This window comes from Lysinibacillus sp. KU-BSD001, from assembly GCF_042920265.1.
Classification (GTDB): Bacteria; Bacillota; Bacilli; order Bacillales_A; family Planococcaceae; genus Lysinibacillus_B.
This window is the reverse complement of sequence record NZ_JBDQZI010000002.1, coordinates 16,135-40,258: the sequence shown is the minus strand read 5'-3', so window position 1 is coordinate 40,258 and position 24,124 is coordinate 16,135. Positions and strand designations below refer to the sequence as shown.

At 37.8% G+C, this 24,124-nt stretch carries 16 protein-coding genes; 10 read left to right on the top strand and 6 right to left on the bottom strand.

Annotated features, from left to right (window positions below):
• Positions 1-13 precede the first annotated feature (13 nt).
• Positions 14-1,468: an O-antigen ligase family protein gene (locus tag AAGS61_RS03570; RefSeq protein ID WP_391367430.1), complete on the bottom strand. Its 1,455-nt coding sequence runs from the start codon at positions 1,466-1,468 to the stop codon at positions 14-16.
• Between the two features lie 167 nt (positions 1,469-1,635).
• Here AAGS61_RS03570 and AAGS61_RS03565 point away from each other — a divergent pair, with 167 nt between their 5' ends.
• The 6 genes from AAGS61_RS03565 to AAGS61_RS03540 all read left to right on the top strand — a co-directional run bounded on the left by AAGS61_RS03565 (position 1,636) and on the right by AAGS61_RS03540 (position 10,815).
• A complete protein-coding gene (locus AAGS61_RS03565; RefSeq protein ID WP_391367427.1) occupies positions 1,636-3,573 on the top strand; it encodes an S-layer homology domain-containing protein in 1,938 nt (645 codons plus the stop codon).
• A 276-nt stretch (positions 3,574-3,849) separates the two neighbouring features.
• Complete coding sequence (locus tag AAGS61_RS03560; protein ID WP_391367424.1) at positions 3,850-6,099, top strand: S-layer homology domain-containing protein; 2,250 nt, start codon at positions 3,850-3,852, stop codon at positions 6,097-6,099.
• A gap of 140 nt (positions 6,100-6,239) precedes the next feature.
• A complete protein-coding gene (locus AAGS61_RS03555; protein ID WP_391367422.1) occupies positions 6,240-7,385 on the top strand; it encodes a polysaccharide pyruvyl transferase family protein in 1,146 nt (381 codons plus the stop codon).
• Positions 7,382-8,482, top strand: a complete 1,101-nt coding sequence (locus AAGS61_RS03550; protein ID WP_391367419.1) for a glycosyltransferase — start codon at positions 7,382-7,384, stop codon at positions 8,480-8,482. The genes AAGS61_RS03555 and AAGS61_RS03550 overlap by 4 nt, the downstream gene beginning before the upstream one ends.
• Positions 8,479-10,014 (top strand): murein biosynthesis integral membrane protein MurJ, encoded by a 1,536-nt coding sequence (murJ, locus tag AAGS61_RS03545; protein ID WP_391367417.1) that lies wholly within the window; start codon positions 8,479-8,481, stop codon positions 10,012-10,014. Before AAGS61_RS03550 ends, murJ begins: the two co-directional genes overlap by 4 nt.
• 234 nt (positions 10,015-10,248) lie before the next feature.
• Positions 10,249-10,815: a TetR/AcrR family transcriptional regulator gene (locus AAGS61_RS03540; RefSeq protein WP_391367414.1), complete on the top strand. Its 567-nt coding sequence runs from the start codon at positions 10,249-10,251 to the stop codon at positions 10,813-10,815.
• A gap of 438 nt (positions 10,816-11,253) precedes the next feature.
• Here the strand turns inward: AAGS61_RS03540 and AAGS61_RS03535 are convergent, their stop codons facing one another.
• Positions 11,254-12,612: a S41 family peptidase gene (locus AAGS61_RS03535; RefSeq protein WP_391367411.1), complete on the bottom strand. Its 1,359-nt coding sequence runs from the start codon at positions 12,610-12,612 to the stop codon at positions 11,254-11,256.
• Positions 12,613-12,788: 176 nt separating this feature from the next.
• Between AAGS61_RS03535 and AAGS61_RS03530 the strand changes: the two genes are divergently transcribed.
• Positions 12,789-14,471 (top strand): methyl-accepting chemotaxis protein, encoded by a 1,683-nt coding sequence (locus AAGS61_RS03530; RefSeq protein WP_391367409.1) that lies wholly within the window; start codon positions 12,789-12,791, stop codon positions 14,469-14,471.
• Between the two features lie 165 nt (positions 14,472-14,636).
• Here the strand turns inward: AAGS61_RS03530 and brnQ are convergent, their stop codons facing one another.
• Positions 14,637-15,959, bottom strand: a complete 1,323-nt coding sequence (gene brnQ / locus AAGS61_RS03525; RefSeq protein WP_391367406.1) for a branched-chain amino acid transport system II carrier protein — start codon at positions 15,957-15,959, stop codon at positions 14,637-14,639.
• Between the two features lie 257 nt (positions 15,960-16,216).
• Here brnQ and AAGS61_RS03520 point away from each other — a divergent pair, with 257 nt between their 5' ends.
• Both AAGS61_RS03520 and AAGS61_RS03515 read left to right on the top strand, forming a co-directional pair.
• Positions 16,217-17,185, top strand: coding sequence for a LysM peptidoglycan-binding domain-containing protein (locus tag AAGS61_RS03520; RefSeq protein WP_391367403.1), 969 nt, complete (start codon positions 16,217-16,219; stop codon positions 17,183-17,185).
• Between the two features lie 348 nt (positions 17,186-17,533).
• The gene (locus AAGS61_RS03515) at positions 17,534-18,016 is read left to right on the top strand and encodes a C40 family peptidase (RefSeq protein WP_391367401.1); all 483 of its coding nucleotides are present in this window, start codon (positions 17,534-17,536) and stop codon (positions 18,014-18,016) included.
• Between the two features lie 259 nt (positions 18,017-18,275).
• Here the strand turns inward: AAGS61_RS03515 and AAGS61_RS03510 are convergent, their stop codons facing one another.
• On the bottom strand, positions 18,276-19,172 hold the full coding sequence (locus AAGS61_RS03510; RefSeq protein WP_391367398.1) for an accessory Sec system S-layer assembly protein: 897 nt from the start codon (positions 19,170-19,172) through the stop codon (positions 18,276-18,278).
• Entirely contained in the window at positions 19,172-21,541 is a 2,370-nt protein-coding gene (gene secA2 / locus AAGS61_RS03505) for an accessory Sec system translocase SecA2 (protein ID WP_391367395.1), read from the bottom strand. Before secA2 ends, AAGS61_RS03510 begins: the two co-directional genes overlap by 1 nt.
• 255 nt (positions 21,542-21,796) lie before the next feature.
• On the opposite strand from secA2, the gene AAGS61_RS03500 reads away from it, so the two are divergent.
• Positions 21,797-22,843 (top strand): glycosyltransferase family 4 protein, encoded by a 1,047-nt coding sequence (locus AAGS61_RS03500; RefSeq protein WP_391367392.1) that lies wholly within the window; start codon positions 21,797-21,799, stop codon positions 22,841-22,843.
• 150 nt (positions 22,844-22,993) lie between these two features.
• On the opposite strand, the gene AAGS61_RS03495 is transcribed toward AAGS61_RS03500, so the two are convergent.
• Positions 22,994-24,055 carry an LCP family protein gene (locus AAGS61_RS03495; protein WP_391367389.1) on the bottom strand — a complete coding sequence of 354 codons (1,062 nt, stop codon included), beginning with the start codon at positions 24,053-24,055 and terminating at the stop codon, positions 22,994-22,996.
• Between the last annotated feature and the right edge of the window lie 69 nt (positions 24,056-24,124).

The following is a 24,124-nucleotide window of genomic DNA, read 5'->3' as shown; positions in this document are numbered from 1 at the left end:
CGCGAGGGTTTTTTTATACTCGATATTGTTTATAAAACTTATGTTCCACAGCGAATGCTGCGAAGATTGTGAAGAAGATGAGTGTATATACTTTTAGTTCCCAAATATTATAGAATGCGCCACATACGCCAGTTGCAATCCACAGTCCAAGCATCATCTGTCCGAAACGTGTATGACGTTGCTTCCAGAAGAGTGCGACCATCGCAAGTAAGTAGACAGCAAATAAGATGACACCGAGTGTACCTGTCTCTGCAATGATTTGAATGTACTGATTATCTGAGTAAATTTTATTTTCAAAGTAAATCGATAAGTCGATGCCGTAGTCTGCGTAAATTGGTGAGCCGTAAGAAATCGTAGCAGCGCCACCAAATGTACCGAAACCAGTACCAGCGACTGGATAATCTTGATAGATTTCAAATCCTTTTTTAATATAGAAGACGCGCCCGTTTGATACCATACGATCGACGTTTTTGTTATCTAAAATTTGACCGAAACGATCGGCTAATGAACCGACTGTACCATCAGGTGCTTCTACACCAAGGTATTTAACGAATGATACACTTGCATTTACTGGATAGTACACGAGTATAAATGCGGCAAGCCAACCGATGGCAAGCGTTTTGACCAGCTTCCAATCTCTTGAGAAAATTAAGTACGTAACCGCGAAGAATGCACCAGCAATTAATGTACCACGAGAGAATGTTAAGATTAATACCCCAATAAAGAGCACTAAACTAATATTTAAAAACCATTTGTACTGCATGTTTTTGTAAAGGTTTTTTAGGAACAATACAGCGATAACCGTAAACATCATAATTAATGCAAGCGAGTTCGGATTACCTGGTAACCCGTATATACGCTGTAAATTTTCAGCTGATAACGGCATGTACTGCCAATACTCTGGTAGAAGCCATTGACGAATCGAGATTTTTTCCACTAGCCCGTGTAAGGATACTAACCAACCGAGACCGACTGCTGTCCAACTCAGCTGTTCTTTCCAATTTGCAGGTAGCACTGTACGTGATAGGAAGTAGTACACTAAGTACATAATGACAAATGTACGCACTTGGAATACGATTGCCCCAATACTTACCCCGTTTAAATAACCCACAAGTGAACCTACCCCTAAGAAGAAGAAAAACGCCCATTCAAATAGTTTAAAATGTAATAAACCTTTTATATCGAATCGACTAGCGATTAATAGTTTGATCAATAAGATGAATGTAATTAAATCTCCAATGAATTTTAACCCTGGATTCAACTCTACAAGTAGAGGGCGAATTGCTACATAAATGAGTAAGTATAAAACGCTTTGCAAAGGTTTTATAAATGCAAAAATAGCAAAAATCAAACTCGTTACAATTAGTGCAATCTTAGAAGGTAGCAATAATGATAAAAATGTTACGGCCACTAAGAGAACGATTGTTAATACTTCTTTTGAAAGAAGTGACTGTTTCATGCGTTGCATAGAATTATTCCTTTCGTGTTGTTATCAAAAATGTATTATACCATTGTCCTATAAAAAATGTGCAATAGTATGAAATAAACCATATCACCTACATATTTTAGGAAGACTTTCCCTTAATAATTCTAATATATTCTGCTAGAATAAGACATAGAAAAGGAGAGAGATAAATGAAAAAAATTATTATGTTCATCGTTGTTTTTTTATTTTCTGGGGTATTTCTCCAACCTGCAGAGGCAAGTGATATTGACGGGCATCATATGGAAACAGAAATGACCTATTTGATTAAGCATAACATACTCCTTGCTGAGGATGGAAAATATTATCCAAACCGTGCAATTACCCGAGCAGAATTTGCTTCGTTTGTCTCGAGAGCCTTACAACTGGATGAAACAGAATCTTATACTTTTGTAGACGTACCTCCTTCGTATCAGTATGCGCAAGATATTTCAAATGCAGCGGCTGCTGGGATCATTACAGGGTACGGTCAAAATGAGTTCAAGCCAAATCAACCAGTGACACGTCAGCACATGGCAGTAATGCTATATCGTGCATTAAACTACCTTGATATAAAGACGACACCGACAACTTTAACGTTCCGTGATACACATACCATTCATAAAGACTATCACGCGGCGGTAGGGGTAAATACAGGTTTAGGCATTATTAAAGGTACACCGATGAAAGATGGTACATATTTTTACCCTCAAAATAATGCAACTCGCGCACAAGCAGCAGCATTTATTTACCGCTTAATTGGCGTGATTGCAGATGAAAAGCCGGAGCTAGGTTATGAAAAGCCGGTGGAAGTGGAAAAAGAGGTTTATACATTACATAAAATTGCAAATGGTCAATCGTCTGTCGTAAAAGAATTTGAGACATTTGAACAAGCTGTAAAAGCATTTGATTTTTCGCAAGGGCATTATATTAAACGCGATGAAAAAATTGTGAAAATGTCATACGGCTTAGCCGTAACGAATAATTTTACACTTGTTTATGATACAGACAAAAAAACACAGCGTACATATGTGACGTATGATGCTGAAATGGTTTATAAAAATGTGGACAATGATTTAACATGGGTTGAAGTCGAGTTAGCGGGTCAACGAGGGTATGTCAAGTTATCGGATGTGACATTAATCCCTTATGCGTTACTACCAGGTCGGGCCTATTATGAAGTGAAAAATGGTCAATTAGTTCACAATATTTATAGTTATAAAACAGGAAAATACGCTGCCTATATTACGGGAAAAGCGCCAAGCTTTTTAGTGGAAAATAGTAAGTATTACAGCTGGGACGGGGTATCGTTCTTTAATGGTGCTGGTACAGTGGTAGGGAAGGCATATAACTATTATCAGTTCTTGCCAATCCATTCAAAGACGAACTATACAGCGGAAGAAATTGATGCATATGTGATGGAAAGACTGAGCGAATTAGAGGAACTGGCCAATCGCTATCCAGATACGTATCGCATTTACAAAGATGCAACGACAAAGAGCAAAATCATTGGGATAGGGGAAATGTTGAAAAAAATTGAAGCCCAGTATAACGTCAACGCCTTAATGATTTTAGCGCTATCCTTCCATGAGAGTTTGTATGGCATGAGTGATCGTGCACAACTAGAAAATAATTTATTTGGTCTTTACGTAACAGATTCCAACCCACTATTAAAGAAATTTGAATCGGTAGAAGCAAATATTTTAGAACTGTTAAATGCATTTTGGTTGAAAAATTACGTGCCAGCCAATGGGAAACATGCAAATGGTGCTGTATTTGGGCATAAAGCAATCGGATTTAATGTCAAGTATGCATCCGATCCGTATTGGGGCAGTAAAGCGGCAGGACATTACTATCGCATTGATAAAGCACTCGGTTTGAAAGATGCCAAAAATGCTTATACAGTTGGGATGACGAATACAACAGGATTAAATGTTCGTACAGGCCCAGGGACAAATAATCCGAAACTATTTACTTATGCAAAAATGAATCTACCAGTATTGATTTTAGGACAAGAGAATGGTTGGTATCGTATTGTCTCTGATGTCACAAGAGAAGGCAATGCTTACGTATCAGGTCAGTATATAGATGTCTTAAATACGTATAAGTAGATTAATAGTTAGTGAAGTGAAGAGAAAAGTAATGTATAATGAATGAGATAACCTTACATTTATTTCCATTTATTGTTTTTAATGAAGAGATTAATAAGGTTTCAATGTTCTAGTTATATCGTTACTTTTTCTTCGCTTTTATTTTTAAAATATAATGTTATTTTTCTCTGAAACTTATTCGTAGTGGAGAATAGAAACGTTTGCAGCAAGTGTGCGCTTGAAAAAGTAATAAATATTAGGAGCTAGTTTCAGAGATAGAGAGGTTAGGAAAGTACAATGAAAAAAATACTTATTTATTTAGTTGCTTTTGTACTAGCATTATCACCGCTATATAGCGCCTCAGCTAGTGCAAGTCAAACAACGAAGCTAACAAAGCCAGTATCTTCAGGTACAACGTTATATCAATATACACATCAAGGTGCGTATACAAATCAAATTAGTCATCTATCGATTAATTTAAATGATCCGTATACAAAGGTTGAGGTAGGGTTACCAAGTGTATACGGTGGTTTAGCAACAACAACGGCGTTAGCAAATAGTCATTCGTCTGATGGACATCGCGTAGTCGGCGCAGTGAATGCGGCTTTCTATGATATGTCCACGGGTTATCCACTGTATTTAATTTCGCAAAATAACGAGATTTATAATGGTGGTATTTTAGCTAAAAATGCTTCAGGGTATGTAAGCTATCCGATTGCCTTTGGTGTGACTGCCAATGGTTTAGCAGAAATTGATACATATGATTTTGCAGTAACAACAGTTTCTAAGCTCGGTAGAATTCCATTAACGGGCTTGAATCGTCAACGTCAACAAGATGAATCGATTTTATTTACACCACAGCATCATACGACCGCTACAAATTCGAACCAATACGGTGTCGAATATGTCGTACAAACTGATGAACAGATTACATCTACATATTTTGGTCAACAGTTAAGTGGGAAAGTCGTACAAATCCGCCCGTATGGTTCGACACAAAAGCTAGATATTCCAAAGAACGGTTTTGTTATTTCAGCAAATGGTGCACAAGCCGCAAAATTCGAGTCATTGCAAGTGGGCGATGCGATGGCAGTAGAAATAAGTATTAATGAAAAATGGCAAGATGCTGAATTTATGTTGGCGAGTGGACCGATGCTTGTGCGCGATGGCCAACGCCATATTACGATGGATACATCTAGCTCACGTGCAAAAGAAGTAGCACCTCGTAGTGCGATTGCGATTAGTAAAGATAAAAAGACCGTTCACTTTGTCACGGTAGACGGGCGTTTATCGGATAGTAAAGGGATGAATCTTGTCCAATTTGCGGATTACTTAGTGAGCCAAGGGTATGACCGTGCCATTAATCTAGATGGTGGTGGTTCAACAACAATGGCTTATCGTAATCATGGTAGCAACAATGTTGTCGTAGCAAATAGACCATCTAATAGTGGCGGGGCTGAGCGTCGTGTATCGGCGATTTTAGAGGCGATTAGTACAGCGCCTTTATCAGACGCCAAAACGTTGAAATATTCACGTACAAATGTGGGGACATTACTCGTTGATAGTACGTCAACTGTCACAATTGAGTATGTATTAGATCAATATTACAACCCGCTACCAGTTAGCAGCTCAAACATTTCGTTTAAGTCTGAAAATGGCTATGTAGCATTTACAAATACAACGATTCAAGCTGTCTCAGCAGGTACGGATCGTGTTCAAATTTTATATAACGGAAAAGCGGTTGAGTCATTCCCGATTACAGTAACTGATACACCAGGTGCAATGGCCATTTCGGGTAGTAAAGATGTTGTAAAGGATGCGGCAACAACGTATACGCTAGCAGCAAAAGATCAAGCTGGTAATAATCTAGTATATAGTCCGTCGCAAGTGAAATGGTCGGTAGACGGAGATATTGGCTACATTAATCAAGACGGTAAATTTGTTGCGACTAAAACAGGCACAGGAAAAATTGTGGCACAGCTAGGTAATACCTCTACTTCTATGACAGTGACTGTTATGGATAAAGCTATCTTTACAGATGTCCCAGCAAGTCACCCGTATTATAAAGAAGTAAGTTATTTAGTCGAAAAGAAATATATTACAGGGTATGGTGATGGCACGTTTAGACCAGAGCAAACGTTAACACGTGCACACGGGGCCGTGATTATTAGCCGTGTACTTAAATTAGATACGTCAAAAATCAAGGACCCTGGCTTTAAAGACGTGAAAGCGTCGCATACGTATTATAAGGAAATTGCCGCGATTCAAAATGCAGGTATTATGGACGGGTTAAACGGTAACTTCAATCCCGAGGGGCAATTAACACGTGCACAGATGGCCAAAATCATCGCGAATGCATTTAAATTAGAAGGCATTTCTTCCATTCAGTTTAAAGATGTACCAAAAAGCGACTGGGCATATGAATATGTACAGGCACTAGCTGCTAATGATATTACAACAGGTTATGGTGGCGGCATCTTTAAGCCAAACGAAAAAATTAGCCGCGTACACTTCGGATTATTTTTATACCGCGTGTTGAATCAATAACAAATAGGAATCTCGTTTTTACATACAACGAGATTCCTATTTTATTTAGCAATCGTAATGAGTATGAGTGGTGTTTTTCTAATAGTCAGCATGTATGCTATAATTTCTTTATTATAATTTTATTCAAAGGATGTAGTTTAATGAAAATCGGAATCGTAGGAAATTACGGAAATGATAATAACGGTGATGAATCGATATTATATGGTCTCATTGAACAAGTAAAGCAGACATTTTCCGTAAATAGCGCGGATATTACGGTGTTTAGTAATAATACGCAGCAGACATCCGAACAGTACGGTGTCAAAAGCTACCCGCTATATTATCGAAAAAAGAGTTTATATAAAACGTTTTTCAAAACATATCAAACTAACGGAAAATATGTTTCGGAATTGGACTTACTCATCATCGGTGGCGGCGGAATTTTGATGGACTTTTACCGAAGAGAAGCGCATTTGTTTAGTACATATGCTTTCATGGCGAAAAATAGCAAAACCCCCTATATAATCTATGGCTGTGGGGCTGGTCCACTTGATACATTCTCCGGTAAGTTCATGATTCGTCTCATGTGTAGCTATGCGCAAAATATTTCCGTACGTGATTTTGAATCGAAGCAACTGTTACAGGAAATTGGCGTCAAAAAGAATATTGAGGTTATTGGCGATCCGGCTTTTACGTTATATCGTCCAAAGCAACAATATGCGGACAAACCTAAAAAAGTGGGGCTTTCTGCTGTGCCGATGTACAATGCTAACTATTGGCCATCAGGTGATGTCGAAAAGTATGAGTCCTATGTGACAAGTATGGCAACAAATTTAGATGAATTGATTAAACATAAAAATGTAGACATTACATTTTTTGCGACGAAATATCCGCAAGATGTGACCGTAACGGAAGATATTCAACAGAAAATGCGCTATGCGGACAAAACGACAATCATCGATCGAAATTTAAAGCCGGATGCATTAATTGACGTCGCCTCCCAACAGGATGTCGTGATTGGTACGCGCTTACATTCGCTTATTTTAGCGACAGATTCTGCTACCCCGATTATAGCAATTTCGTATCATCGAAAAGTGCAAGATTTTATGAAACTTATTAATAAAGAAGAACGTTGTTGTTCCATAGAAGATATTACGAATAAGCCAAATCAATTGCTGCACATGTATGAAGCAGTAGAAACAGAGTGGCAGCATGTTGTAGAGACGACAAAAGCAACTTCGAAGCATCTTCATGACGAGGCAATGCGAGGTAAACAATTGATGATAAAGGCAGTGGAAGGCAAATGAAAAAGCTATTAGTAATCAGTAATATGTATCCTTCAGAGCAGCACTTATCATTCGGGATTTTCGTCAAGAATCAAGTCGAAGCTGTAAAAGCCAATGGTGTTGATGTACTTGTCGCGGCGAATGATAATCCTGCAACAGGTAAGAAAAATACAATTCTAAAATACGGAAAGTGGGCACTGCATACATTATCTACAGCATTCCGTCATCGTAAATCAATTTCTGTGACACATGCACATTACGTATTCCCATCTGGCGTGTTTTCACTGCTATTAAAAAAGCTATTTAAGATTCCGTATATCGTCACAGCGCATGGGGGCGATATTGAACGTATGGCGAAAAAAAATGCGCGCATTCGCAGCTGGACAGAGCTGATTTTGCAAGAAAGCGAGCATGTCATTGCGGTAGGACCGGTGCTCGCTCAGCAAATTGAAGAGGAATTCCATGTGCCACGTGAGAAAATCACAATTTGTAGTATGGGTGTGAATCGTACTGTATTTAAACCGAGCGATAAAGAATCGGTGCGCGCTGAATTAGGTGTTCCTACTGATGTATTTACGTATTTATTTGTAGGCAATGTCATTAAACAAAAAGGGATTGAAGAGCTACTCCTTGCCTTCGAGCAAGTACAAGCGCAAACAGATCAGAAAGTGAAACTTATTATTATTGGCTCACGCCGCGATACAAATTTTATCGAAAGTCTTCAACCATTGGTCGATCAAGATGTCCAATTTGTTGATCCACAACAGCAAAAAGATCTTGTGAAATGGTTTCAAGCGAGTGATGTATTTGTGTTGCCCTCTCATTTAGAAGGGTTTGGCCTGGTTGCACTTGAAGCGATTGCATGCGGTACACCGGTCATTGCTTCAAAAGTTGGTGGGTTAGTATCATTACTCGGTGACGGGGCAGGGCATCTTGTTGAACCACAAAATGCATCGGATTTAGCACAAGAAATGATGAAAGCGTTACATACGCCAACATCTGCTTATTATAACGAACAAGCTGCAGCTACGATTTTACATGAACACGATGAAAAAGAAATTACGAAACGTGTCATTGCACTCTATGAATCTGCTATTAAAGGTGGCATAGGGCGATGAATAAATTTTTAAAAATTGTTGGAGCCGTCACGCTGATTAATATTGTCGCACGTGTTTTTGGTTTTTTCCGTGAAGCGGTTATCGGTTATCAATATGGTTCTTCTCGGATAGCTGATAGTATTTTTACAGCCTATAACATTCCGAACTTTTTATATTTAGTGATCGGTGGCGCATTTACGACAGCATTTATTTCGATTTACAATCGAAAAAAGACCGATCAAGCGCTATTTATTAAGCAATCCTTTACGATAGTAGCGATGACAGGGATTGTGTTGGCGATTATCATCTTGGTTTTCACAACACCTATTTTGAATTTGATTTATCGAAAAACGGATTTGACAGTAGCAGAGTTTGAAATGACAAAGCATTTATTTTACTGGATGATGCCGTCATCAATTTTATTAATGCTTTCTTCTTGGTATAGTGGACTACTTAATGTGAATTCGAAGTTTCACTTATCGAGTGTGGCAATTTTAATTTATAATGTATTTTTCCTCATTATTGGGGTGGTATTTTCTAATATCATTGGACCAATTGCTTATGGAATTAGTGCTTTAGCGAGTGCGGTTATTATGATTTTCTTCTTAATCCGTGGTTATCGTCAATTAGATTCGTATAGTGTTGGACTATCGTTCGTACGCACACACTCGACTCGAGATCTATGGATTATGGTATTTCCGCTGGCTATTGGTGGTGGTACGGTGCAAATTTATGCGATGCTTCAGCGCTTCTTTGCTGCATTTTTAGGGTTGGGGGACAGTGCGGTTGCTGTAGTGAACTATGCGTCACGACTAACGCAATTTCCGCAGTCGATTTTAATTACGGCTGTGACAACGGTCATTTACCCGATTTTAAGTCGCAAGGAAGCAGAGGACGACCATCAATCCATTAAAGGGCTATATGGCAAAGGGCTGCATTACCTATTATTGTTAATGGGACCTGTGACGATTTACTCTTATTTTTATGCGGAAAGTTTAGTACAAGTTATTTTTGAATATCGCAAGTTCACAGCTGAAGACACAGCGATTACAGCGCCTGTAGTAGCTATTTTAGCACTATCGATGTTCTTCTTAGCCGCGACTATGTATATTACGCGTTTTTACTATGCAAAGGGCGATTCGATGGCACCGGTTGTGTTAAGTATTGTGAATGTCTTTATTATCAATATTGGCGCGATGTATTTCTTCGCTGACAATGGTTTTGGCGCGGATGCGATTGCATGGGGGACGCTGATTAGTTCTATTACGAATACATTGATGTTAATAGCATATGCATCATTTAAATATGACTTAAAACTAGGTGATGGCTTAAATAAGATTGAATTATTAAAACCTATTGTCCCATTTATCGTGCTAACATGTATCACGTATATTTCTAGCGAATATTTAGTATTTGATTATAAATGGGTAACATTTATCGCCGGTATCGTTATTTTTACATTTAGTACAATCATGCTCTATATGCTATTCCGAATAAAGGAAATTAACCAAGTTTATATTAAATTGAAATCGAAATTCATCAAAACTAAATAATAAGAAAAAGATGCTCACAGAAGAACGGTCGTTTTTCATGAGCATCTTTTTTATTAAAGTAATAAAGTGTATGTACTTTCAAGTAATATATAAAATATACAAAATACTATAATTAATGTTATTTTTATGGAAAAATCCTTTATTTTGAAAGATTGTTATTATATAATGTATGTAAAATATTTGGTAGTTAATGAAAGATTAAACATCTACTAAGAGAGATAAAGGTGGAAAAGTATGGCAAGAGGACGTCGAGTTAATTCAAGTGGAGAAAAAAGTAAACAATTATTGTTGGAAAAGGCGATTGAGCTCTTTTCGACGCATGGGTATCATCAAACGAAAATTAGCGATATTGTAAAAGCTGCTAATTTAACTCAGCCCACATTTTATCTATATTTCCAAAGTAAAGAATCATTATTTAAAGATTTAAATATGGAATTCCAAACACGCCTTTATGAAACTTTTGATCATGGTTTAAAACATGCGGCATGTGTACGTACAGAGTTGTTTGAAAATTTAAAAAGGGTTTTTGCTTACTTTGAACAAAATCCGCATTTAACAAAAATTGGATTTTATGCTTCGGAGGATGCAGAGGATGTGAAAAATAATCTCGTAAAACGAATAATCAAAATCGTTGAAATGAAACAAGATCATCCTGTAGAGGCTCAGACTTTGGCTGAAAGTATAGTAGGTTCAATTGAACGTTTAACATTAACGAATTTATTAACATATGAAAAAGAACCTGAAAAATTAGCTGAAGATATTGTGAATATTTACTTTGTCAAACAAGCTGAATTAGTATAACAACTAGTAAGCGATATATTTTTCTGTCTTCCAAAATTCAATACATAATTATAATGTCGTAACTATATATTTATCCCGCATTAGCGGATATTAAGACGCCCACCTCAAGGCTTAAGGAAAATCGAAAAGCAGAGGTGGGAGATCAACTGCCGTAAAAGCCCGATTGGTGAAGGGCAACAGGAAGTTTTACTTTATCAAATCACTGTATGTTTATTACCTGGGGAATAAAAAGGGGAGTGGGGGACACTAGTTAGTAATGTCTCATGCGCTAAATAAAAAGTGGTTGTCCGAAAAGTGTTACTTTTACGGACAGTGCTTCGTTCCTATGTTAAATATCCGCTGCAGGCGGTGCTTCTGCGGTGGTAGAAATAAAATTTCCACCATCCTCGGCGAAAAGGGAGTGTCCCAGAATTACTTCTCGGACACTCCCTTTTCTAATTATTTCACAGTAATATACAAATATGATCCTTTTTTTAGTGTATTGTTCCCTTGCCCTTTAATTGTTGGGTGAATAAGTAGCATATATTGTTCACCCGTTGCGAGCGGTTGAGTCGGTTTTACGACGAGTTTTGCGCCTTGTTTTTCCACTGAAGTAGCTACAGCTTCTCCTCCAAGTTTTACGAGTTCAATCGCTCCCTCTGGCACTGTATCGACAACCCCTTTAAAGTTAATCGTAAAGGTTTTCGTTGTAGGGACCTGAAGTAATGAAGGTAATTCTTTATAATTGGCATACTGTGCAGCAATCGCATCAGCATGTGCTTGATAGATGGCGTCACCTGTTGTTGCTATATGCGGCTGTACCCCTATTTCATTAATCGTTGTTGTTGTAGGTCCTGCAAAACGTGCCATTGTTAGTTTTAAATAGCTACCATCAGACAGTTCGTAAAATGTTTGCATAGTCCCTTTCCCGTACGATTTTTCGCCATATAAAATCGCCGCTTGCTGGTCAACTAAAGCTGCGGCAGTCATCTCAGAAGCACTGGCGCTGTAACCATTAATGAGTACACGTGTATTCGCTGGGAATTGTACGGATTGCCTTTTCGCGTAAATCGTATATTTACCGGAAGTATCTTCATACGTGTAAGCCACTTTTGCATGTGGAAATAGACCAATGACTTCCTCCGCTGCTTCTACATAACCTCCACCGTTATTTTGTAAATCGAAAATAAACGATGTGGCACCTTTCTTCGTTAAGTCACGAATCCCATTTTTAACGAGTGTCGCTGCATCTGTAGAGAAGGAAGCGAGTGAAATATAGCCAATCTTTCCATACAGCAGCTTTGTTGTGGCGTTTGGTAAAGAAAAGGGCTTCCTTACAATAGTTTTCGTGACGGATTGACCACTTACTTGTAAAAATGTCAGTGTAACGGTCGTATCTTCTTTTCCTAGAATAAGAGCAGAAGCATTAGAAGTAGTCATGCCAGCTGCTGACTTGCCATTGATGTGTGTAATAATATCACCGCTCACAATTCCTTCTGCAAAGGCGCTGCCATTTTCAATGACATCGGTAATTAAAATGCCTTTTTCATGCTGATCAATGACAATTCCAATGCCTACAGACGTCATATTAACAGCGTTCATAAATGCTTTAAATTGTTCAGCAGTATAGTATGTAGAGTAAGGATCGAGCATGTCGATTACTTGCTCAACCGTTTTTGCTTCTTGTACATTTCCGTTAATTTCTCCAACATAGTAATCTTCCACATAAGCTTTAATTTCACTTAGAGGTGCAGCACTTGTTGTAACGGGTAATAGAAAAAGAAACAACAGTGCAAGGAATAATTGAACTTTTCTCAAAAAATATCACACCTTTTATTTTTAATAACTTCATTATATAACGATTATCCAAATGATGGTTAATAATAAATAGTTGATAAAACAAAATATTATGTACTTAAAAACAATTTGACCAATATATGGTATTTTAAATATAATAGAAAAAAAACGTATAAAGTAGAGAGAAGGTGTTGTTTATGAAGATTCGGGGGAAATTGTATGGTGGTTTTTTCATGATGACAGCCATCATCATTATTATTTCTATTTATTCAATGGGACAGATTAATAACATTCGTTCACAGTATGATCAAGTGATTAATGATAATGTCCCACAGTTAGAAATGATAGGAGATATTAATTTTCGTATTGCTAGTCAAGGGGCATACATACGCGCTTATTTTCTAGGTACAGAATCAGCGATGAGCAATTTAGAAAATACACAAAACGTATTAGCAACTAGTTTAGATGAGTTAGCTAAATTAGCGAATACACCAGAAGCACAGCAAAAAGTAAGTGAGGCAAAGACGTTAAAAGCGCAATTTGATGAGTTAGCAAATGAAGCCATTATGTTATTTCAACAAGGACAAGAAGAGCAAGCACAAGCGATGATTGTCGATGATATTCGTCTCATAAATGAAGGTATGGTAGCGGTAATGGTTGAACTAGAAACGATTGTTACCGAATCCTTTGCATCACAGCAGGACGCTTCTAAGCAGTCAGCGTTAAATGCACTTTATATTTTAATTGGTATTTCCATCGTCGGAACGATTATTGGGCTTGTTATTACAACTGTCATTGCTCGTTTGATTGCGACACCGATTAGTAAAATAGCTGAAGCTGTCAAAGTCATTGCGCAAGGGAATTTAACGGAAAAGGATCTTTCCGTATCAACGAAAGATGAGTTAGCAATGCTCGCTTCCTCTTTTAATACAATGAAAAATACACTTCGTACACTGATTCAAGATGTCGGATTAAACACAGAACAACTATTTACTGATGCAAGAAAGTTAACGGCAAGTACCGCACACATTAATGATGTATCTATAGAGGTCGCTAAAAATATACATACATCGAACGATAATGCCAAAATATCCGCAAAAGCAGCTGGAGAAAGTGCACTTGCCATGGATGAAACGGCAGCTGGAGTTCAGCGAATCGCAGAAGCGACACAACAAATTCACGGGATGGCGACCGATACGCTTGAATTAGCGGATACAGGCAGTAAATCTATTGATGTCGCGAAAAAGCAGATGGGTATTATTTATGATTCCACAAAAATCACAACAGAGCTTATTAAGAAACTGGCAGAACAATCAGAAGAAATTCAAAACATATCGCGTGTCATTACACAGATTACAGATCAAACCAATTTACTCGCACTGAATGCAGCGATTGAAGCAGCTCGTGCAGGAGAACAAGGCAAAGGTTTTGCGGTGGTAGCTGATGAAGTACGAAAACTTGCTGAGGAATCCAATCGAAGTGCTACACAAATTGTTGCATTAACTCATGAAATTCAGCAAGATACACGGAATGTAGAACGTTCCGTATTAGAGGGCATGCGTACAGTAGAAGACGGGGTATCCATTATTCATGACGCAGGAGATTCTTTTACAGCGATTGTACAAGCAGTAGAGAAAATGTCCGGACAAATGGAAGATGTATCTGCAGTCACGGAACAGCTTTCTGCTACAGCAGAAGAAGTAGCGGCATCGATTCAAGAAATTGCAGGACAGGCGGATCATTCGTCAAACATTACACAACATGTAGCAGCCAATGTAGAACAACAAGTTACTTGTATTGGTGAGATTAATGATGTATCCAATGATTTATCAAAACGTGCGGAAGATTTACAAAGCTTGATTCGACGATTTAGTGTATAAATGATAGAAGGGGCCGTCTGAAAAGACATTTTGAGACGGAACTTTGCGACGAGGGTGGTGGCATTTTGATGTGACCACCGCAGGAGCAATATTTCTTAATAGATAGTTATTAAGAAGTAAAGGGGTGTCCAGAAAGTTTTTACTTTCTTGACACCCCCTTATTTTTTATTTCTTCTTTGTGACTAGACTAATGATGATACCAATTACCGTTGCAATAATCGATGGAATAAGCCAACCGATCGTTTGCTCATGTAATGGTAACATGCTTAGCATATTTTCCAGTGGCTCTAGTGTAATGCCAGCTGTTTTTAATCCGTCGTTGAACCCGACAATCGTGGCAACAATTAACGGTAAAATATAAATGATTCGCGCATGACCGAAGCTACCTGCAAATAATGCAACAATCATTAACACAATCGCGATTGGATAAATCATCATTAATACAGGGATAGAAATGCTGATTAATTTTGCTAGACCCACATTGGAAATCGCAAAACTAAACACCGTAAAGACGATTAAATAAGCTTGGTACGACAGTTTGGGGAAAATACGTGCAAAGAATGATGCGTTCGCTGAAAGTAAGCCAACGGACGTCGTTAAACAAGCTAAAATAATAACTGCTGATAAGACGATGCTACCGAACTCGCCATACAATACTTTTGCTGACGCGGCGATGATTTGACCGCCATCCTCAGAGTAGCCAATTGCCTCTGTACTTGTAGCCCCAATATAAGCTAATGACACGTAAACAAATGATAAGCCTAATGCAGCCACAATGCCTGAAAAAATGGATACTTTTACTTGTTTTTTCACTTCAAATACACCGCGTGCTTGAAGGGCTTGTACAATAACAATCCCAAATACAAGTGCGCCAAGTACGTCCATTGTTAAGTAGCCTTGAATAAAGCTTTCAGAAAAGGCATTTGTTACATAATTGCCTTGTGCTTCACCAAATTCGCCCATTGGTGTAATGAAGGCTTTCGCAGCTAATACGACAATGACGATAAATAAAATAGGTGTTAACACTTTACCGATACGATCTACTAATTTTGTAGGATTAAATGCTAAGTAAAGCGTCAACCCGAAGAAAATTAATGTCGTAATAAACAATGGTATCCAGCTGTCCATTTGCCCATCTGTTAGAAACGGTGTTACCCCGATATTGTACGATACAGCACCCGTACGCGGAATGGCAAAGAACGGTCCAATGGATAAGTAAACGATCGATGTAAAGATAATCCCGAATACTGGGTGTACACGATTCGATAAAATTTGTAGATCCCCACCGTTTTTTGCGACAGCAATAATGGCGATAAGTGGTAACCCGACCCCTGTAATTAGGAAGCTAATAATAGAAATCGCGAAATGCTCCCCAGCTTGTTGTCCTAATAATGGAGGGAAAATGATATTACCGGCACCTAAAAATAGTGCAAATAACATAAATCCGACAGCTAAATTTTCTTTAATAAATCCTTTGTTGCTAGACATATTGTCAAAAACTCCTTTAATTATGGAAAAGCCGAAACTTTCAAAAAATTTATTTGTCACATACAAGAATGGATTCTATCATAAAAAAATGATGCTGCCTACTCCTTTGATGAAATTTCTTTGTTAATTTTGAGAAAATTGCTGGTTTAGAAGGATTTAATATGATAATCTGCTATATTTCTAGTAATTTAGTCTATTGTTTTAGCTAGATTACTTTATGTAAAATGATAGAAAAGAGTTGGAAGGTGGGGTTTTTTATGAGAAAATGGCAGTTTATTTTAGCTTCTGCAGCAATGGCGACAATAGTAGTGACACCGATTGGCGAAGCAGCGACGCATTATAAGGTAGAAAAAGGCGATACACTGTCCAAAATTGCTACAAAACACAATACAACAGTTGCATTATTAAAAGAATGGAATAGTTTGCAAAATGACCGTATTTATGTAGATCAAAAACTCATTATTTCCACAAAGCACGGTAGTAATTCAAATGGATCATCATCCACTAGTCCAAATGGTGGAGTGACTAACAAACCAAGTCACGATACGTCTAAAATTAGTACATATACTGTTGTAAAAGGTGATAATTTAACGAAAATTGCCATAAAAAATAAGACGACAGTAGCAAACCTAAAAGAATGGAATGGTTTAACGTCAGATAAGATTGCTATTAATCAACAGCTTATCATTCGACAAGTAGGACAGGGCCTGAATGATTCAGTTGATCCTGTAGTCCCAGGAGATGTAACGACTGGCACACAGCAGCCTAGTGAGACAAGCGCGGATGAGGAAATTGCAAAGAAATTAGCTGCTGAGACAAAAATCATGAAAAATCCAAGTGCACGAAACATTGAGAAATATAGCAAAACTGTGGAGCTAGCCCATTCATTGCTTGGCACACCATATGCTTATGGTGGAAATTCGGTAAACGGCTTTGATTGTAGTGGATTTATCAATTATATTTATACGAATACGGGTATAGATATTACACGTAAAAGTAGCTTAGATTACTTTATGAACGACACGACAATAGTAGCTAATCCTCTACCAGGAGATATCGTATTTTTTAAAAACACATATATTGCAACGATTTCTCATATGGGCATATATATAGGAGATAATCAATTTATCCATGCAGGTACATCGGGTGTTGAAATTTCTAATTTATCATATGACTATTGGGACGAGCGTTACGTAGCATTTAAGCGATTTAATGTAGTGGAATAACACTGTAGTTGAAACTAATATAAGCAGAAAGAGATGTTTGAAAAAGGGGTCGCTTTTTCGACATCTCTTTTTAGTTTACATATAGAAGTTTTGTGTTACAAATATTACAGAAATTATAAATATAAAGATAATAATGTAAGTCGATATGTAACGAAAAAAATAGATATATAAAGAAAACATTGATATAAAAGGTGCTAATAGGTTGTGTAACAATTTTCCTAAAAAGGTTTTACGTAACTGACTTGTTACATAACTGTAATGTTATAAAAGGCTTACTCATGATAATCTTATAACAGTTAAATTATTTAGATAATTTAGTAGAATTAAAACTAGTATTGGAGGATTACAATGAATAATTCAGTATTATTAAAAAGTACTTTTATAACTTTCTTAGCAGCATTAGCAATTTTCTTTTCACCAGTAATGGGAGAAAATAAGGCAGAAGCTTCGACAATTGCTTCTGAGGATATTACGACAACAGCTCAAAAATTCATAGGTGTAAAATACCGATATGGTGGTACAACAACGGCTGGTTTTGACTGCTCTGGTTATGTTCGTCATGTATATAGCGAACTAGGTGTATCATTACCACGTACATCAAAGTCTATGTACGATACTGGTACGGCAGTTGAAAAGTCAGATTTAGCGGTTGGCGATTTAGTGTTCTTTAACACTTCAGGTAGCGGTATTTCACACGTGGGAATTTACATTGGCGACAATAAATTCATTCACTCAATGACTGGTACGGGCGTAACAACTACTGATATCAATGATAAATGGTATTGGGGTAGCCGTTACGTAGGTGCTAAGCGCGTAGCAACTGTAGAATAATTCAATTAGAGAACGATTCATAGTAAAAATCCAATATGGTATTGAAGGAACCTCTTTGCTTATCATGACAAGTGAAGAGGTTTTTTAGTGTGAAAAAATTTTGAAAGAGCCAACCTATACGCCAACCGAGCAAAAGCCTTGTTTATCCGGTCAAAAAGCAATCGTATCCGAGCAAAACTACGATTTATGCGTTCAAAACCCAAAAACTTCATCAAAAAATCCGCAAACCCCATAAAAAGGGATTGCGGATTTTTATCTATTATTGTGGAACGCGTGCAGTCCAGCGAGAAAGGTCAGCACCTTCTGCAGTTACTAACTCAGCTGGGAAAATGAATGTCCATGGCTTGGTTGAATTTGGTTGTACGGTTAACACAGGATCCATTTTAAACGAACCCTTTGCTACAAGTTTAGCGTTTGCGTCCACGATTTCTAAAGGTAATTGTTCCAAGTTGATGGCTTTGTCATTACCATTTCGAATGAAAATGGATGCGTGTAATGATTGATCGTCGTTTAAGTGCACTTGTAAGCCCGTAAAGTTCACTTCTTGCTTCCCTAATTTCGGTAAATCTTTTACGATTTCTGCAAGCTTTTCTTGCTGTTCTTTTGGTAATTGTTTTTTCCACGTTTCGTCTAGGTCTAATTGATGCCCACGTAATGAAATTAAGTTAAAGGCGATTGTCCAACCTTCTTCAGGTATTTCATTTCCTTCAATAGAAGCTTTGTCGAACTCGAACACCCAAGGGCGAGCACTGTTTGGTGGGATGACACCTAATTCTTTAAAATTAAATGTTTGCGCACCAATGCGATTTCCTTCTTTATCTAATAATAATAATTCAATTTCGCCAAGTTCAATTGGTTGCGATAAAGAAGAACGGAAAAAGGCTTTGACATTCCAAGCACTTGTTTTCTTGTCTTCCTCGATATTAATCGCTGCAAGAGATAATTGGTTAGGTTTTAATGGTTGTAAATCATTTGCTAAGAAGTTAAATACATATTGTTGCTCTTGTGGTACATGCCAGTCTGGGTGGAACGACAATTTCGTTTTGACTTCTGATTTTGTGCTAAGTCCAGCTTTTTTGCCTGTTAAGTCTTTTGAATCAATCGCTGAATCTTTCCCGACTTTATCTGATTTTTTAAAGAATGAAAATAAACCCATTATACTTGTTCCTCCTGCGTTTGAGTCGTTAATGATTTCATGAAAATGACAAGTTCTTCTACGATTTGACGGCGTAGTTCTTGATAGTTTTTGCCGAATAGTTCTAACCCTTCACGCTGATAAATACGCATAGGATCTTCTTGTTGGTATTGGCGTAAGCCGATGCCTTCTTTTAAATGCGCCATTTGTTCAAGATGTTTGACCCACATACGATCGATGTACGTCAGCATAACGCCAGGAATCACTTGCATCATACGCTCGTTCTCACTGTACGTATCAATCATATTTTTAATTTCATCCATTTGTAGTTGCATGCTAGCTAAAATATTAGGGACTTTGCTTTCTTCACGGTCGATTGTAATAGGTGTTAAGAATAGGGAATTGACCGTACGCTCCATCTTATCGAAATCCCACTCCATCATGTCTAGCTCTTCTGGCGCATTTTCACGAACGGCAAAGTCTACTGTTTCATCTAGCATTGTTTTTAATTTACCAAGCAAATCTTCATTTGCTAACACACTATCACGTAATGTGTAGATAACGCGACGCTGATCATTAATAACATCATCTAATTTTAAGTTGTATTCACGCATAGAGAAGTGGGCTCCTTCTACAATGCGCTGTGTACGGTCGATTAATTCTTGTACCTCTTTGTTTAAGACACAACCGATTTCATTTGTTTGTAATTTCTTTTTAAATTTTTCTAAATCGTCTTTTGCGAAGCGTTTGAGCATATCGTCTTCAAGGGAAAGAATAAAAATACTTTCACCAGGGTCTCCTTGGCGACCTGAACGTCCGCGAAGTTGGTTATCAACGCGGCGGCTTTCGTGTTTTTCCGTACCGAGTACACATAGTCCGCCAAGCTCATGAACCCCTTCACCAAGCATAATGTCCGTCCCACGGCCAGCCATGTTTGTTGCAACAGTAATACGTCCTTTTTGACCAGCCTCTGAAATAAGCTGTACTTCTTGTTCAACTGTTTTAGCATTTAACAGTTGATGAGATAAGCTATATTTTTTTAAGCAATTCGACACAGCCTCAGATTGTAAAATAGACGTTGTACCAATTAATACTGGTTGGCCATTTTCATGACGGCGAAGCGTTTCTTGTGCCACATATTCGTACTTTTGTTCAATTGTTTCGAATACGATATCTTGTTGATCTATTCGTGCACGAGGACGATTTGTCGGAATTTGAATAACGCTCATTCCGTATACTTCATGAATTTCTTTCTCTTGTGTTTTGGCTGTACCTGTCATTCCCGATAATGAAGGGTACATGCGGAAATAGTTTTGAATCGTGATTTGTGCCTGAGCTTTGTTTTCCTCAGTAATCGTCACGCCTTCTTTAGCTTCGATGGCTTGGTGTAGGCCGTCAGATAATGAACGACCTTCCATAATACGTCCTGTGAACATATCCACTAGTTCGATTTTGTCGTCACGAACGATGTAATCGACGTCACATGTGAACATCACATGTGCGCGTACAGCCTGAATGACGTAATGGTAAAGTGTTTGGTGTTCTAAATCGTATAAATTGTCGACACCGAATGCAGCTTCTACTTTTTCGATTCCTTTTTCTGTTAAGGAAGTCGCTTTTGTTTCATCATCAAACTCGTAATCTTCATCTACAACAAAGCGTTTTGCTAGCATTGCAGCAATTTGATGAAGCTCAGCATTGGCCATCATTTTGCCAGCAATAATTAATGGTGTTTTGGCTTCGTCGATTAAAACAGAGTCTACTTCGTCAATGATGGCGAAATGATAGGGACGCTGTACTTTATCAGCAATTGTATGCGCCATATTATCACGTAAGTAGTCGAACCCAAACTCTGTGCCGACACCATATGTAATATCTGCGTTATAGGCTTGTTTTTTCGCATCTGGTTCCATCATCGGTACGTTTAAACCAACTGTTAAACCTAAAAATCGGTGAATTTGTCCGATTAACTCGAAGTCACGCTTAGCTAAGTAGTCATTTACCGTAATTACGTGAACGCCTTTACCTTCAAGAGCACGTACGTATGACGGTAGGGAAGCGACTAATGTTTTCCCTTCACCAGTAGGCATTTCCGCGATATTGCCTTCTGTTAATACGAGACCACCAATTAATTGCACGTCAAAATGACGCATGTTTAATACACGTTTAGAAGCTTCGCGCACAACTGCAAATGCTTCAGGTACAATTTGCGGAATGGTTTCGCCATTTTCTAAACGTTCTTTAAATACTATAGTCATATGCTGAAGCTCTTCGTCTGTCATCGGGGCAAACTTGTCTTCTAGCTTATTAATCTGATCTACAATTTTATAGTATTTTTTTAGCTCTCGAGCACTTGTTTGCTCTTTGTTACGATTGAAAATTGAGAACATGTTTTTACGCTCCTTTAACTTCACCCACATATTAGTAGGCACTAAATTATTTTATCAAACTTTAAAAAAAATGACTACCAATGGCAGAAAACATTTTAATAAGAAGAAAGTGGAAAAGTTATATTTTGGAATAAAATGAATTTAAATGGTAAATAATGTTCTGTGTTAAATTGAGAAATGCTATATTTTATAGAGTAGACATGCTATAATACATTTGATTAAAAGTGTAGATTATTTTTCTTAAGGAGGAGAGACATGCTTTACGTGTCTTTAATCGTGGCGGTACTTGCTGCCATTTTACTAACTCCACTTGTAAAACAGTTAGCTTTTCGCATCGGTGCTGTTGATGCTCCGAACTATCGAAAAGTACATGCGCGCATTATGCCACGGCTTGGTGGTTTAGCGATATTCGGTGCGTTTTTAATCGGTGTTGCTATATTAAGACCAGATGGCGAAAATATGTTAGCTATTGTGTTAGGCGCAACGGTTATTGTCATTACAGGCGTTTTAGACGACATGTACGAAATTTCGGCAAAAGCAAAAATGTTAGGACAATTAGTGGCCGCATGTATTATCGTATTTTTCGGTGGCATTCAAATTGAGTTCTTCAACTTACCGTTTGATGATGGAACATTAAGCTTAGGTTTATTAAGTATTCCGTTAACAATTCTTTGGATTGTTGGAATCACGAATGCCGTGAACTTAATTGATGGTCTTGATGGTTTAGCAGCGGGTGTATCAACTATTGCATTGATTACACTAGCAACGATGGCGTTTACTCTGAGTGACATGTTTGTAGTAGCGATAGCCGCTATTTTAGCAGCGAGCACATTTGGCTTCCTATTTTATAATTTCCACCCTGCGAAAATTTTCATGGGGGATACAGGAGCCTTATTTTTAGGGTTTATGATTGCGGTATTGTCGTTACTAGGCTTTAAAAATATAACAATGGTCTCATTCATCGTTCCTGTTATTATGCTTGGTGTGCCTATTTCGGATACATTCTTTGCAATTGTACGTCGTCTACGTATGAAACAGAAATGGTCAGATCCAGATAAATCACACTTACATCACCGCTTGTTAGATTTAGGTTTTTCACATCGCCAAACGGTGTTAATTATTTATGGTATCGCGACGTTATTCGGTTTAGCAGCGATCATCTTCTCGATGTCAACTGTATGGGGTGCTATTTTACTGATTACGGTCATTTTAGTGGCAATCGAGCTATTTGTAGAGATAATTGGGTTAGCAGGTAAAAATTACCGACCTCTGATTAATTTTGTAAGAATGTTTAATAAGTAACTAAAAGTGGATAATCAGCTACTATCTTCGGATGGTAGCTTTTTTGTTTGGAAATATGAGTGGATAAAGGTGGTTTATGCCCGTTCGAAGAGTTAATCCTATTATTTACAATAAAAAAGCCACCCACCAATATTGGTGGGTGATAACGGATTATTGAGTTTCTAAATTTAATGATGCATCTGAATGGGTATGTTCATTTGCCTCGTTTACAGATCCATCAGAAACATGTGTAGTATCTGGCGTTAAGCCTAGATGACTTTGTAAAATATGTTTTGTTTCTTCAAGTGATTCTTGGTCTAGCGCATAATAGTAAACTCCTGTCGACCAATCATCGTAGCCTGCTAGTGTTAATGTATCCACACGGGGTACACCATCTGTTAAGTAGCTAATAAATGACTTCATTTCTTTAAACGTCATATCTGTTTTCATGTTATCGCCTACAGCTTCGATGACATCATCGTATTTTGTAATAGCAGAAGCTGTAGCGGCTTTAGTGATAATCGCTTTAAGAATTTCTTGCTGACGTTTCCCACGTTCAATATCACTATCTAATTTACGTGTGCGGGCCAGGGCTAACGCTTCTTGTCCGCTTAATTGTTGTAAGCCAGGTTGTAAATTAATCGTATTGCGGTCGAATTCATCTTTTTCAAGCATTGCATAAGGTACTTCTGCTTCGATACCGCCTAAAGCATCGACAACATCAATGAATGCATTGAAATTCATGCGTACATAATAATCAACAGGAATGTCGAATAATTCCTCCACCGTTTCAATTGTTGCTAATGTACCACCGAGCGCATGGGCGTGCGTGATTTTATCTTTATAGCTAACATATGGAATGTATACGTAAGAATCCCGAGGAATACTTAACAATTTAATTGTTTTTGTTTTGTTATTTAACGTAGCGAGCATCAGTGCATCAGAACGCGAGCCTTCTGCGCCTTGCCCACGTGTTTCACTATCATCAATCCCAATAAATAAAACGGAAACATTGTCTTGTACGGGCTCCGCTTTTACTTCACGTTTATCCGATACTTCTCGATTTTCTACGACTTCATATGCCTTGTTGACTGCATGTTCCGCTTTTTTCGATAAATACACACCGTAAGTGGTTACGCAAATAAGCGCAGATGCTGCTAAGATTAGTGTTATTTTTAGAATGAGGCCAAATTTTGACGAGCCTTTTGTCCCCTTCTTGTTCGGTTTACTCATAGTAATTCTCCTTATATAGGAATAATGTTCTGGGAAAAATTTTTTCAATAAGATTAATTATACTAGGTT

What these genes read in the sequence shown, in the direction of transcription:
- AAGS61_RS03570 (WP_391367430.1), bottom strand. Translation starts at nt 1,468, where the DNA reads ATGCAACGCATGAAACAGTCACTTCTTTCAAAAGAAGTATTAACAATC.
- AAGS61_RS03565 (WP_391367427.1), top strand. Translation starts at nt 1,636, where the DNA reads ATGAAAAAAATTATTATGTTCATCGTTGTTTTTTTATTTTCTGGGGTA.
- AAGS61_RS03560 (WP_391367424.1), top strand. Translation starts at nt 3,850, where the DNA reads ATGAAAAAAATACTTATTTATTTAGTTGCTTTTGTACTAGCATTATCA.
- AAGS61_RS03555 (WP_391367422.1), top strand. Translation starts at nt 6,240, where the DNA reads ATGAAAATCGGAATCGTAGGAAATTACGGAAATGATAATAACGGTGAT.
- AAGS61_RS03550 (WP_391367419.1), top strand. Translation starts at nt 7,382, where the DNA reads ATGAAAAAGCTATTAGTAATCAGTAATATGTATCCTTCAGAGCAGCAC.
- murJ (WP_391367417.1), top strand. Translation starts at nt 8,479, where the DNA reads ATGAATAAATTTTTAAAAATTGTTGGAGCCGTCACGCTGATTAATATT.
- AAGS61_RS03540 (WP_391367414.1), top strand. Translation starts at nt 10,249, where the DNA reads ATGGCAAGAGGACGTCGAGTTAATTCAAGTGGAGAAAAAAGTAAACAA.
- AAGS61_RS03530 (WP_391367409.1), top strand. Translation starts at nt 12,789, where the DNA reads ATGAAGATTCGGGGGAAATTGTATGGTGGTTTTTTCATGATGACAGCC.
- brnQ (WP_391367406.1), bottom strand. Translation starts at nt 15,959, where the DNA reads ATGTCTAGCAACAAAGGATTTATTAAAGAAAATTTAGCTGTCGGATTT.
- AAGS61_RS03520 (WP_391367403.1), top strand. Translation starts at nt 16,217, where the DNA reads ATGAGAAAATGGCAGTTTATTTTAGCTTCTGCAGCAATGGCGACAATA.
- AAGS61_RS03515 (WP_391367401.1), top strand. Translation starts at nt 17,534, where the DNA reads ATGAATAATTCAGTATTATTAAAAAGTACTTTTATAACTTTCTTAGCA.
- AAGS61_RS03510 (WP_391367398.1), bottom strand. Translation starts at nt 19,172, where the DNA reads ATGGGTTTATTTTCATTCTTTAAAAAATCAGATAAAGTCGGGAAAGAT.
- secA2 (WP_391367395.1), bottom strand. Translation starts at nt 21,541, where the DNA reads ATGTTCTCAATTTTCAATCGTAACAAAGAGCAAACAAGTGCTCGAGAG.
- AAGS61_RS03500 (WP_391367392.1), top strand. Translation starts at nt 21,797, where the DNA reads ATGCTTTACGTGTCTTTAATCGTGGCGGTACTTGCTGCCATTTTACTA.
- AAGS61_RS03495 (WP_391367389.1), bottom strand. Translation starts at nt 24,055, where the DNA reads ATGAGTAAACCGAACAAGAAGGGGACAAAAGGCTCGTCAAAATTTGGC.